Source organism: Microbispora amethystogenes (genome assembly GCF_016863015.1).
GTDB lineage: Bacteria > Actinomycetota > Actinomycetes > Streptosporangiales > Streptosporangiaceae > Microbispora > Microbispora amethystogenes.
On record NZ_BOOB01000039.1, the window covers coordinates 78,991 to 91,751 of the forward strand.

The 12,761-nt window shown below is 70.7% G+C and carries 9 protein-coding genes; 4 read left to right on the forward strand and 5 right to left on the reverse strand.

The genetic code is table 11. The annotated features are described in order from the left end of the window. Nucleotides 1–29 precede the first annotated feature (29 nt). A complete protein-coding gene (locus Mam01_RS24980; RefSeq protein ID WP_204287642.1) occupies nt 30–1,859 on the reverse strand; it encodes a substrate-binding and VWA domain-containing protein in 1,830 nt (609 codons plus the stop codon). Between the two features lie 387 nt (nt 1,860–2,246). Between Mam01_RS24980 and Mam01_RS24985 the strand changes: the two genes are divergently transcribed. Together Mam01_RS24985 and Mam01_RS24990 are read left to right on the forward strand one after the other, a co-directional pair. Next, on the forward strand, nt 2,247–3,611 hold the full coding sequence (locus Mam01_RS24985) for a pectate lyase family protein (RefSeq protein WP_204287643.1): 1,365 nt from the start codon (nt 2,247–2,249) through the stop codon (nt 3,609–3,611). A gap of 335 nt (nt 3,612–3,946) precedes the next feature. Next, complete coding sequence (locus tag Mam01_RS24990; protein WP_204287644.1) at nt 3,947–5,233, forward strand: pectate lyase; 1,287 nt, start codon at nt 3,947–3,949, stop codon at nt 5,231–5,233. Nucleotides 5,234–5,354: 121 nt separating this feature from the next. On the opposite strand, the gene Mam01_RS24995 is transcribed toward Mam01_RS24990, so the two are convergent. Further along, nucleotides 5,355–6,707, reverse strand: coding sequence for a M20/M25/M40 family metallo-hydrolase (locus Mam01_RS24995; protein WP_204287645.1), 1,353 nt, complete (start codon nt 6,705–6,707; stop codon nt 5,355–5,357). A gap of 248 nt (nt 6,708–6,955) precedes the next feature. Here Mam01_RS24995 and Mam01_RS25000 point away from each other — a divergent pair, with 248 nt between their 5' ends. Together Mam01_RS25000 and ald are read left to right on the forward strand one after the other, a co-directional pair. After that, on the forward strand, nt 6,956–8,338 hold the full coding sequence (locus Mam01_RS25000; RefSeq protein ID WP_150930141.1) for an aspartate aminotransferase family protein: 1,383 nt from the start codon (nt 6,956–6,958) through the stop codon (nt 8,336–8,338). A 67-nt stretch (nt 8,339–8,405) separates the two neighbouring features. Next, nucleotides 8,406–9,521, forward strand: coding sequence for an alanine dehydrogenase (gene ald, locus Mam01_RS25005; protein WP_150930139.1), 1,116 nt, complete (start codon nt 8,406–8,408; stop codon nt 9,519–9,521). A gap of 42 nt (nt 9,522–9,563) precedes the next feature. Here the strand turns inward: ald and Mam01_RS25010 are convergent, their stop codons facing one another. Genes Mam01_RS25010 through Mam01_RS25020 form a run of 3 tightly spaced genes read right to left on the reverse strand, consistent with a single transcriptional unit; the run spans nt 9,564 to nt 12,694 of the window. Continuing rightward, nucleotides 9,564–11,075 (reverse strand): tetratricopeptide repeat protein, encoded by a 1,512-nt coding sequence (locus Mam01_RS25010; protein WP_204287646.1) that lies wholly within the window; start codon nt 11,073–11,075, stop codon nt 9,564–9,566. 39 nt (nt 11,076–11,114) lie between these two features. Continuing rightward, the gene (locus Mam01_RS25015; protein WP_204287647.1) at nt 11,115–12,491 is read right to left on the reverse strand and encodes an urease accessory protein UreH domain-containing protein; all 1,377 of its coding nucleotides are present in this window, start codon (nt 12,489–12,491) and stop codon (nt 11,115–11,117) included. Between the two features lie 2 nt (nt 12,492–12,493). Then, nucleotides 12,494–12,694 carry a hypothetical protein gene (locus Mam01_RS25020; RefSeq protein WP_150930133.1) on the reverse strand — a complete coding sequence of 67 codons (201 nt, stop codon included), beginning with the start codon at nt 12,692–12,694 and terminating at the stop codon, nt 12,494–12,496. Between the last annotated feature and the right edge of the window lie 67 nt (nt 12,695–12,761).

Here is a 12,761-nt window from a genome sequence, read left to right on the forward strand (position 1 = left end):
GGGGGCTCCCGTTCGGAAGTGGGGATCGGTCAGAAGTTGGAGATGACGGCGGTGAACACCTGGTCGATGCTCACGGGCTTGCGGGAATCGTAGGCCGCCGCGTCGGTGCTCTGCGAGATGCGCCGCAGCACGTCGAGATCGGCGTCGGCGCCGTACGCGATGGTGAACATGCGCACCGTGTCCTGCCCGGTCTCCTGACGCAGCTGCGGCAGCAGGTCGTCGAGGGAGATCGAGTTGTTGTCCTCGTTCTTGCCGTCGGTCAGGAACACGACCGCGTTGATGGCGTCGCCGCTCTGGTGCCGCAGCACCTCCTGGTACGACGCGAGGGCGGTGTCGTACAGGCCGGTGCCGCCGTTGGGGATCAGGCCCTGGATGCGGCTCTTGAGGCGCGACTGGTTGTTTTTGCCCATGGGCACGAGCTCGCGGTAGTCCTTCTCGCCGTCCTGCTTGAGGGAGAACATCCACAGGCCGACCCGGTCGTTCGGGCCGAACTGCGGCAGCGCGTTGACCGCGGCCTGCTTGGCGAGGTCGAGCTTGGTCTTGCCGGTGCCGGCGACGTCGGCGCCCATCGAGCCGGAGACGTCCATCACCATCAGCACGTTGGCGGGCTTGCGCAGCTCGGCCCAGCTCCGCAGCATCCGGTCGAGCACCTGCGGGGTCGGCGTGCTCAGCGTGGTCGCCGGCTGCTTGGGGTCGAGGCCGTCGGCGGTCGTGATGTGGCCGGTCGGCTTGCCGTCGAACGACCGGAACGCGTACTTCGCGAACTCCTTCTGCTGGTCGGACTCCCGCAGGTACTTCAGGAAGTCGGCCGCCGCGGCCTTCTTCGCCGCGTCCGCCCAGGACAGCACGGCGTACGGATGGTCGGAGAAGAGCGTGCCCTCCTTGGGATAGATCGCCACCAGCGGGACCTTCGGCTTCGCGTGGTCGCCGAGCGTCTTCGGGTCGCCGGTCGGGTTGCCCTGGTTGTAGTCCCAGACCGACTTCTCCTCCACGGTCACCGCGGAGATGTAGGACATCGCGGTTCCCGCGTCGTCGGCGCGCTGGAGGTTCGTCAGGAAGGTCAGCGTGGTGTCGCCGTAGTGCACGATGGACCGCTCGACGCCCTTGACGAAGTCACGGGCCTTCGCCGCGGTGACGTCGCGCTCCGTGAGGTCGCCCGACAGCCCGGTGGCGGCGAAGTAGGCCCCGACCGTCGCGTTGAGGCCCGAGGTGGAGAAGTTCGGGTTCGTCTTGCCGAGGCGGAACCGGCCCCACTCGGGATGGTCGTACTTCGCCCAGCCCTTCGGGTCGTTCGCGAGGGCGAGGACGTCCGACCAGCCGATCTTCTTCGACGGCCAGCCGAGCGCCTGCGCCATCGGCTTGGGCATCGCGATGACCAGCGGAGACTTGGCGATCGTGGGGTTGTCGGCGGAGGCCGGCGACTTCTGGTCGCCGCCCTCGACGCGGTGCCGCAGGAGGGCGACCCACCCGGCGGACGCGGGCGTCCACACGTCCGGCTTCGGCCCGTCCTGGCGCGCGTTCCAGCCGCGCGCCAGCGCCTGCATCGCGTCACCGGACGCCTTGGAGCTCACGACGACGTCCACGCATCGGCCGTCCACCTCGTGGCCGTTGTACCCCTTGGCCATCTCGCGCAGCAGTTCGGCCTTGTCGCTGGAGGCGGAGATGGTCAAAGTGATCCCGTCGTCCCCGCAGGCGCGCCCGGCCGAGTCACCGCCCGCGTCGCCGCGGAAGGCTTTCCCGACGTCGGGCATCCCGCCGAACACCGTCTTCAGGCCGACGATGAGCGCTCCCGCCACGATGACCGCGACGATGAACGGGGCCACGCTGCGGCGGCGCTTCTGCTGGGGTGGGGGATACACGGATCTCCTCCATATCAACGGGATACCGGTATTAATCCCGACGAACGGCGGATCACCTTAGTTGCCGATCATCTCGCCCAGCTAACACCGCAGTCATGTTCCCGTTGTGAATCGTCCCGAACTGTAACTTTCAGCTGCACGCTCCGGCCGGTGAGGCCTCCTGTCAGGCAGTTCGCGGGACACGGTCGCGGTGTCGAAGCGCTTCGTTGACCCGTCCCGTCCTCGTGGTTACGTTCACGCCACCACCACCCGTATGTAAACCGCATCCACGTAGCCGAACGAGGTCGCCGCCTGAGCTCCGCGCACCTCACCTCGGCGCTGCCTGCTTGAACGCCGGTCGGCCGGACCGGTCTCCTCATCATCCTTGTGTCGGAAGGGGACAAGAAGATGTCCGTACGCAGACATCACGCGGCGTTACTTGGAGCGGTCACCGCGGTGGCCGCGGCCGCCGCCGGGCTCGTCGGGGTGACCTCCTCGGCGGCGAACGCCGCCTCGGGCTGCCGGGTCGACTACGCGGTCGCCTCGCAGTGGGAAGGCGGGTTCGTCGCGAACATCGCGATCACCAACCTCGGCGACCCGCTGTCCAACTGGACCCTCGGCTGGTCTTTCGGGGCCGGCCAGACAGTCAGCAGCGGCTGGGGCGCCACGTTCGCGCAGAGCGGCTCCGGGGTCACCGCGACGAACCTCTCCTACAACGGATCGATCGGCACCGGTGGCAGCACCTCGATCGGCTTCCAGGGGACCTCGGGCTCGTCCAACCCCGTACCCACCGCGTTCACCCTCAACGGAGTGTCCTGCACCGGCGGGGTCACCGGATCGCCGTCCGGTCAGCCCTCCCCGTCGCGTACCCCGTCGCCCAGCCCATCGCCCAGCCCATCGCCCAGTCCGTCCCAGACCCCGGGCGGCAACACCACCGGCCTGGTCGGCTGGGCCACCCAGAACGGCGGAACCACCGGCGGCGGTAACGCGGGCACGGTCACGGTCAGCAGTGCCTCGGCCCTGACGAGCGCGATCCAGGGGACCACCGCCTCCGTGGTCCGGGTGTCCGGCACGATCTCGTGCTCGGGCATGCTCAAGGTGGGGTCGAACAAGACGATCGTCGGCGCCTCCGGGGCCACGATCGTCGGCTGCGGCCTGAACGTGTCGCAGGCCAAGAACGTGATCATCCGGAACCTGATCTTCCGGGACTGGGACGACGACGCGATCAACGTGCAGTACTCGACCAACGTGTGGATCGACCACAACACGCTGTCACACGGCTACGACGGCGCCATCGACGTCAAGCGGGCCAGCGACTTCGTGACCGTGTCGTGGAACCGCCTCTTCAACCACGACAAGACGATGCTGCTCGGCCACAGCGACGACAACGGCGCGGAGGACCGCGGGCACCTTCGGGTGACCTACCACCACAACTGGTTCGACGGGACCACCCAGCGGCATCCGCGCGTGCGTTTCGGCAACCCGGTGCACGTCTTCAACAACTACTACAACCGCAACAGCGGGTACGGCGTCGCCTCCACCGTGGAGGCGGGTGTGCTGGTCGAGGGCAACTACTTCGAGAACGTGCAGGATCCCTACCACCGCGGTGAGGGGTCGTCGGCCCCGGGAAACCTCGTGGCGCGCAACAACTACCTGGTCGGCTCGGGAAGCGGGGACGCCGGCGGCAGCGTGGCCTCCATCCCCTACTCCTACTCCCTCGACACCCCGTCGAGCGTCAAGTCCGTCGTCACGGCCGGCGCCGGCGCGCGCTGAGCCCTTCACCCACCGGCCGCCGTCGTGTCCACGACGGCGGCCGGCGGTCGTTTCGGGGGTGCGCCCGCCGGGAGCGTCACACGTGTGTTTCATGAAAATTTCACCGAGATGGCCGCGGCACTTCGGCTCTCACCTGGTCGGACCCGCGGGCGGCCGGAGCGGACGGTGAAATGCCCGGTGCAATGGATTGACCCGTATCCACACGCTCCGTAGCTTGAAGCCAGTTCCGATTCATGAATGCAGTTCACATTCATGAATTCCCTCAGCGGGACCGGGGATGGCGGCCGCCATTCGCCTCGGTCAGGGGTCCTGCACGACCTGCGAGGAGCTCGGCCTTGAGAAGGAGCACCAGAACCGGAGCCGGGGTGATCGGCGCCGTGGCGGGGGTCGTCGCCCTGGTCGGCGGCGTCTTCACCGGCGTCTCCACTGCTGCGTCCACCACCGGCGCGCCCACCAGCGGCGCCTACCGGATCGTCAACGGCGCCAGCGGCCTGTGCCTGACCGTCCCCGGCGCCAGCGGCTCCGACGGCGTACAACTCACCGTCTCCGCCTGCAACGGCGCGAGCAACCAGACCTGGACCCTCGCCGCCCAGGGCAGCGGCGTCCGCCTCACCGCCGGCAACAGCGGCAAATGCGCCGGCGTCACCGGCGCCTCCACCTCCGCCGGCAAAGCCGTCCAACAGGAGACCTGCACCGGCGCCACCTCCCAGACCTGGGAACTCACCACCTCCGGAGCCAACTACCAGGTCGTCAACGCAAACAGCGACAAGTGCCTGAACACCAAGGACAACAGCACCTCCTCCGGCGCCCTCGTCCAGCAGAACTCCTGCGACTCCGTCGCCACCAAACAGTGGACCCTCCAGCCCGCCGGCTCCACCGGCACGCCCACCAGCACCCCGACGTCCACCCCCACGAGCAACCCGACGCCGCCGTCCGGCTGGCCGAGCCCGAACGGATCGCAGGCGGTCACCAGCACGATCAGCGTCTCCGGCACGGTGGACGGCAACCTGAGGCGCTACTACGCGAGCAGCGCCATGGGTGACGGCGGGCAGAGCGAGAGCCAGAAGCCGATCTTCGAGCTGGCCAACGGCGCGACGCTCAAGAACGTGATCATCGGGTCTCCCGGCGCCGACGGCATCCACTGCCTGGGTAGCTGCACCCTGCAGAACGTCTGGTGGGAGGACGTCGGCGAGGACGCCGCGACCCTGCTGGGCAGCTCGTCGTCGCAGGTCATGACCATCGACGGCGGCGGCGCCAGGAGCGCCTCCGACAAGGTGTTCCAGCACAACGGGCCGGGCACCATGGTCATCAGGAACTTCCAGGTGGACAACTTCGGCAAGCTCTACCGGGCCTGCGGCAACTGCACGAACTCCTACCAGCGGCACGTGCAGATGTCGAACATCGTGGCGACCTACCCCGGAAAGGCGCTCGCGGGCATCAACACCAACTGGGGTGACACCGCGCGCTTCTCGAACATCACGATCAAGAACGACCCGAACCACAAGATGATCGTCTGCCTGAAATACAAGGGCGTGCCCAAGGGCAGCGAGCCCACGGAGATCGGCAGCGGCGCCGACGGGACGAACTGCCTCTACAGCGCCTCCGACATCCACTACCAGTAGGACGTCCGCGCACGTGTGAGGAACACGTGTGAGCAGACGGAAGGCCCGGCGGCCCCCCTCCAGCCGCCGGGCCCCCCGTCCGTGGTCGGTCAGGAAGCGCCGTGATCAGGAAGCACCGTGGTCAGGAAGCACCGTGCCAGCCGCCGTAGTCGGCGAGGAAGAGGGCCTCGGTGGTGATGGTCCGCCGCAGTTCCTCCAGCACCACCCGCTCGTTCGGGGCGTGGATGGAGGCGCCGTCGTCCTCCGCGCCGTACAGCAGGATCTCGGCCTTGGGGAACTGCCGGGCGAGGGCCGCGACCAGCGGGATCGACCCGCCCTGGCCGACCTGCCGCGGCGGGCGGCCGAACGCCCGCTCCAGCGCCCGCTCGGCGGCGTTCATGGCCGGGCCGCCCGGTTCGATCTGGAATCCGGAGCCGATGACGAAATCGCCGAAGGAGACCTTGACCCCCCAGGGCGCGACCTTCTCCAGGAAGGCCGTCACGTCGTCCAGCGCCTGCTGGGCGCTCCCGCTCGCCGGGATGCGGAGCGTGACGCGGGCCCGGGCGACGGCCTGAACCGCGTTGATCGCGCCGCTCACCGTCGGCACGTCCAGCCCGGTCACCGTGATCGCGTACGACGCCCACAGGCGGTCGGCGAGTGAGCCGTCACCGACGAGCGAGACGCCGTCGAGCACGCCGGCCAGGGCGCGGAACTCCTCCTCCGGCAGTGTCTCGCCGGGGAAGGCGCCGGACTCCAGGCCCGGCACGCGTACGACGCCGTTGTCGTCGTGCATGGCGCTCAGCATGCGCATGAGCGCGGCCAGCGCGTCGGGGGCGGCGCCGCCGAAGGCGCCGCTGTGCAGGGCCTCGGCGAGCGTGCGCACCTCGATCGTGAACGCGGCCATGCCTCGCAGCGAGGTCGTGAGGGCGGGCTCGCCCACCTCGGGGTTGCCGACGTCGGCGATGACCATGGCGTCCGCGCGCAGCAGTTCGGGGTTGGTCGCGACGAAGGCCTCCAGGCGCTCCCCGGCGTACTCCTCCTGGCCCTCCACGATGACCTTCACGCCGACCGGGAACCGGCCGCCGAAGGCGCGCAGCGCGGCGACGTGCGTGATGACGCCGCTCTTGTCGTCGGCGACGCCGCGGCCGTACATCGCTCCGTCGATGATCGTGGGCTCGAACGGCGGGGTGCGCCACAGCGCGAGGTCGCCCGAGGGCTGCACGTCGTAGTGGGCGTAGAGCAGCACGGTCGGAGCGCCGTCGGGGGCGGGCGCCTCGGCGAACACGGCGGGGAAGCTGCCCTCGACCGGAATCTGCCTGACGTGGGGGAGACCGGCCGCGCGCAGCAGGCGCTCCACGAGCGCCGCGGCCTCCAGGACCGGGGCCTCGGCGTGGCCGGGAAACGCGACGGACGGGATGGCGGCCAGGCGCTTGAGGTCCTCGACCGTCTGCGGCATGCCCGCGTCGACGGCGCGCTCGATCTCCTCAGGTGTCACGGCGTTCTCCCGATGTGCGTGGTTTCGGTCGTTACGGCCGACCGATGGACCCCATTTGACCACACGGCCTGCCGGCCCTCCGCCGACGTCCCGACGGCCCCAATCTACCTTGACGGATTTCGTTGCCGTTACAACACGATGTCGCGGAATCCGAACTTCTTGCATAGTGAAGCCACGTAATCACTTGGCAAAACGCGGATGTGGCGTGCACACTGTGGACAGCAAGGATCACCTCAGGGAAGGTTGCGATGACGCGCCCCGACGTTCTCAAGGCCGCACAGGACAATCTGTGGATGCACTTCACGCGCCACTCCTCCTACGAGGGAGGGGAGGTGCCCATGATCGTGCGGGGCGAGGGGGCCTACGTCTACGACATCCACGGCAAGCGCTACCTCGACGGCCTGGCCGGGCTGTTCGTGGTCCAGGTCGGGCACGGCCGCGCCGAGCTCGCCGAGGCCGCCGCGAAGCAGGCCAAGGAGCTGGCGTTCTTCCCGCTGTGGTCGTACGCGCATCCCCAGGCCGCCGAGCTCGCCGCCCGGCTGGCCGAGCTCACCCCCGGCGACCTCAACCGCGTCTTCTTCACCACCGGCGGCGGCGAGGCCGTCGAGTCGGCCTGGAAGCTGGCCAAGCAGTACTTCAAGATCAAGGGAAAGCCGCTGAAGACCAAGGTCGTCAGCCGGTCCATCGCCTACCACGGCACCCCGCAGGGCGCGTTGTCGATCACCGGCATCCCGGCGCTCAAGCAGATCTTCGAGCCGCTGGTCCCCGGCGCGATCAAGGCCCCCAACACGAACCTCTACCGCGCCGACGAGATCTCCGGCTTCCCTGGCCTGGACAAGGACCCCGAGGCGTTCGGCCGCTGGGCCGCCGACCAGATCGGCAAGGCCATCGAGATGGAGGGCCCGGACACCGTGGCCGCCGTCTTCGTCGAGCCGGTGCAGAACGCCGGCGGCTGCTTCCCGCCGCCCCCCGGATACTTCCAGCGCCTGCGGGAGATCTGCGACACTCATGACGTGCTGCTCGTCTCGGACGAGGTCATCTGCGCCTTCGGCCGGCTGGGCACGATGTTCGGCGGCCAGAAGTTCGACTACGTGCCGGACATCATCACCTGCGCCAAGGGTCTGACCAGCGGTTACTCGCCCATCGGGGCGATGATCGTCTCGGAGCGGCTGTTCGAGCCCTTCAAGCACGGCAACGAGACCTTCGCGCACGGCTACACCTTCGGCGGTCACCCGGTGTCGGCCGCCGTCGCCCTGGCCAACCTCGACATCTTCGAGCGGGACGGCCTGCTCGATCACGTCACGGCCAACGAGCCGGTCTTCAGGGCCACTCTCGACCGGCTGCGGGACCTGCCGATCGTCGGCGACGTCCGCGGCTCCGGCTTCTTCTACGGGATCGAGCTGGTCAAGGACAAGTCCACCAAGCAGACCTTCAACGTCGAGGAGTCGGAGCGCCTGCTGCGCGGCTTCCTCTCGAAGGCGCTCTTCGACGCCGGTTTGTACTGCCGGGCGGACGACCGTGGGGACCCGGTCGTGCAGCTCGCCCCGCCGCTGATCTGCGGCCCCAAGGAGTTCGACGAGATCGAGTCGATCCTCCGTTCGGTGCTCACCGAGGCGTGGGCCCGCCTTTAGACCATCAAGCTCGTACGGCCGGGTAGGGGGCGACCGTGACGAGTGACCGCCCGAAAGGACATATCCCATGAAGATCGGCGTGCCCGCCGAGGTCAAGAACCACGAATACCGCGTCGCCGCCACCCCGGCCGGCGTCCACGAGCTCGTCCGTCACGGACACGAGGTCAGCGTCCAGCGCGGCGCCGGTCTCGGGTCCCACATCACCGACGAGGAGTACCTGTCGGTCGGCGCCAAGCTCGTCGAGAGCGCCGACGAGGTGTGGGCCGAGTCCGAGATGATCCTCAAGGTCAAGGAGCCGATCGAGGAGGAGTACCACCGGCTCCGCGCGGACCAGATCCTGTTCACCTACCTGCACCTGGCCGCCTCCCGGCCCTGCACCGACGCGCTGCTCGCGGCCGGCACCACCGCCGTCGCGTACGAGACGGTCCAGGCGGGCCACGCGCTGCCGCTGCTGGCCCCGATGTCGGAGGTCGCCGGACGGCTCGCCCCGCAGGTCGGCGCGTACAACCTGATGCGCTTCAACGGCGGGCGCGGCGTGCTCCCCGGCGGCGTGCCCGGCGTGGCCCCGGCCAAGGTCGTCGTGATCGGCGGCGGAGTCTCGGGCCTCAACGCGGCGCAGATCGCCGTCGGCATGGGCGCGGACGTGACGATCCTCGACATCAACATCGACCGCCTCCGCTTCATCGACGCCATCTACCAGGGCCGGCTGAAGACGCTGGTCTCCACGCAGTACGCCGTCGAGCGGGCCGTGCTGGAGGCCGACCTGGTCATCGGCGCGGTGCTCATCCCGGGCGCGAAGGCCCCGACGCTCGTGTCCAACGAGCTCGTCTCCCGCATGAAGCCGGGCTCCGTGCTCGTCGACATCGCGATCGACCAGGGCGGATGCTTCGAGGACTCCCGGCCGACCACCCACGACGACCCGACGTTCCGCGTGCACGACTCGGTCTTCTACTGCGTCGCGAACATGCCGGGCTCGGTGGCCAACACCTCCACCTTCGCGCTGACCAACGCGACCCTGCCCTATGTCGTCAAGCTCGCCGACAAGGGCTGGCGAGACGCGCTGCGCGCCGACGAGGCGCTCGCGCTGGGTCTCAACACCCACGCCGGGGTGCTGACCAACGAGCCGGTCGCGGTCGCCCACGGCCTGTCGTACACGCCGGTCACGGACGTCATCGCCGCCTGACCGGCGTGCCGTGAGTGTCCTGCGGCGGCCGGCGACAAGACGTCAGCGCAGCCCGAAGTGACTGCGCAGGTCCCGTGCGGTGCCGAGGACGTGCTCGACCTCGGCGGGAGTGGGCCAGGGGGCCGTGCCGGGCCGCAGCAGGGTGGCGCGCACCAGCCCGAGATGCTCGATGGCGGCCAGGTGCAGCCCGGTCGTCCGGGCCAGCAACTCCACCATGCCACCGACCGCGCCGCCGACCATGCCATCAACCGGGCCATCAACCGGGCCATCAACCGGGCCATCAACCGGGCCATCAACCGGGCCTCCGGTCGGGACGTCCGGAAGGCCGCGGCTGAGCGACTCGCGGGCGACCAGATCCCAGGTGCCGAGGATCTCCACCAGTGCGGCGGGTTCGGCCGCGGCGTCGCCGCGCCTGCGAGCGGCCGCCACCGCGAGCTCGGCGCGCGCCGCCTGCTCCGGCTCGGCAGGGCGGGTCCAGTACGGTGGGGGCGGGTCCAGCAGGCAGCCCTCGGTCTCCACACAGCCGCCGGTGAGGGGCAGCACCTTCCGGAGCTCCGCCTGGGCGGCCTGGTGCCCGCGTTCGGCCGCCCGCCGGAACCAGTGACGCGCGCCCTTCAGGTCGTTGTGCTCGGAGACGAGCAGCGACCCGAACCGGTACGCCGCCTCGGGGTCGTCCGCCGCGGACCGCCCGAACCAGTGCGCCGCCGAGAGGCGGTCGTCCAGCCGCAGGCAGACCAGCCCGGCCATCCGGGACGCCTCCTGGCTGCCCGTGTGCGCGGCCCGCTCGAAGCAGGCGAGCGCCGTACGCAGGTCGCCGCGTCTGAGCGCGAGGTCGCCCAGCCGGAAGGCGGCGCCGGGGTGGTCGGCCCGGGCGGCGAGCCGGTAGAACCCCTCCGCGCCCTTCTCGTCGCGGGCCGTGTGCAGGAGCAGGGCCAGGTGATAGGCGGCCTCCGCGTGGCCGCCGCGCGCCGCGTACTCCCACCAGTGCGACGCCTCGGCCTCGTCGCCCGCGGTGTAGCCGAGGAAGCCGAGGTCGTGGGCGGACCGCAGGTCGCCGTCGAGGGCCGCCCTGAAGTGCCAGCGCCGGGCGCCCATGCCGTCGCCCTGGTCCTCGCACAGCAGGGCCAGCCGCCGGGCCGCGTGCCGGGAGCCGTTCTCGGCCGCCCGCTCGAACCACAGCCGCGCCCCGGCCGCGTCGCCGCGCCGCTCCAGCAGTAACGAGGCGAGGTTGGTCGCGGCGTCCGTGTCTCCGGTGGCCGCCGCGGCCTCGAACCAGCCGACGGCCTCATCGGTCGTGCCGTGCATCCGGTGCCAGAGCCCCAGGTTGTAGGCGCTGTCGACGTTGCCCGCCTGAGCCGCCCGCTCCCACCAGTGCCGGGCGCCCAGGCGGTCGTCGCGCTCCGCGCACAGCCGGCCCAGCCGGTGCGCCGCCTCACGGTCGCCGTCACGGGCTCTGCCGAGCAGGTCGGCCTCGTCCGGTTCGAGGGGTCCGGGGATGCGCGAGACCGGTATCCCGATCCACGCGGTCGTCTCCGCTGCTCCCACTAGTGTCATGCCAGACAGGGTGACACGTAACCGGGACGTCACGGAGCGTTATCGGGAAGACGTTGACGTCAAGGGACGCTCGAACTCGATGAAGCCCACGTACATCCCCATTCCGCAGGCGTAGCGGAGCCGTCCCTCCGGCCGGGCCGGCAGGCGCACCGTACGCGTGCCCGTCACAGGGAGCACGACGTCGCGGCCGTCGACGGCGACGGCGCGGGTGCAGCCGTGGTCGCCGGAGGTCCTGAAGACGATCTCGACGGGCCGTCCGGCCGTCGCGACGGCGATGCCGGGCCGGAAACCCCGGTCGGTGGCCCAGATCGTGAGCCGCTGGACCCCGTCCGCGCCGACGGACGCGCGGGCGGCCGCGGCGGCCGGGGAGCCGAACTCCGGCAGCCAGCCGCCGAGCCGCAGGCCCGACCCGGCGGTGAACAGCCCGGCGGCCAGGGCCGCGACGCCGCCGAGGACGGCGAGCCGGGTGGTGGCGAGCCCGCGCAGCAGCAGTCCGAGCGCGGCGAGGGCCGGAGCGGTGCCGAGGGCGAGCCCGGCGAGCACGGCGGCGCCGCCCGGCGCCGATCCCGCCGAGACGGCTACGACCTCCAGGCTCACCGTGACCCCGCAGGGCATCAGGATCGTGGCCAGGCCGAGCCCGGCCGCACGCGCCGTCCCCCGTCGCACCGTCCCCCGTCGCACTGCCCCCCGCCGCCCTGTCTCCCTTCGCGCCGTTCCCCGCCGGGCCGTGCTTGCCGGCGGCGTGCTCGTCCGCGCGCTGAGTTTCCGCGCGCCGTCTCCTTGTGCGCCGTCTCCTTGTGCGCAGTCTCTTTGTGCGGTGTCTCTTTGTGCGGTGTCTTTCCGCGCCGTGTCCTGCGCGTCTTCGTGCCTGTCCGCGTGCCCGCAGCCGAGGTGGGCGGGCGGTGTGTCTCGCTCGGCGGCGCATCCGGCCCGGCCGCGCCGGGCGAGCATTCGTACGGCGAGGGCGGCCACCGCGATCCCGGCGGCGACCAGGAGGGCCGCCCGGGTGTGCGGGCCGAGCCGTACGGCCGAGCCGGCCAGGCCGAGCAGCGCCCCCAAAGCGGTGTGGGCGGCGAGCCGCCCGGTCAGGAATGCGGCCACCGCGGGCAGCGCGTCTCGCACGTCCCGGGCGGTGTGGGTGGCGCGGGTGGCAGGGCCGGCGCGGGCGGTAGGGCCGGCTCCGGCGGCGCCCATGGATCGAGGGGAGCCCGGGGAGCCCGGAGAGCAGGGGGAGGTGGGAGAGCAGGCGGCGTCGGGGGATGTGGGAGAGCCCGGGGAGCCCGGAGAGAGGGGAGGGCGGGGGGAGCCGGGGGAGACGAGGCCGATGAGGAGACCGCCCTGGACCGCGGCGCACGACGCCGTGCCCGCGGCGAGACCGGCGACGAGGCCCCCGGCGAACAGGGCGGCCGGGTTCATGGTCAGCCGGTGAGCGCCAGGTCGTCCAGCACGCCGGTCTTCGCGGCCTCGACGAGCGAGCCGAGCTGGTCGAGACTCATCTCCACCCTCTGGCCGAAGTCGTCGGTGATCACGACACGGCGCTCCACCGGAGCGGACACGTCCACGAACAGCTCGGGACAGCCGCAGCTGCAGTTGCCACAGAATCGGGCGATGGACTTCACGTGTCCTCCTCGTACGGCGGGGCCTTTGCTCGCAACGTAATGTGATCGATCGGACTCGGCCAGTAAC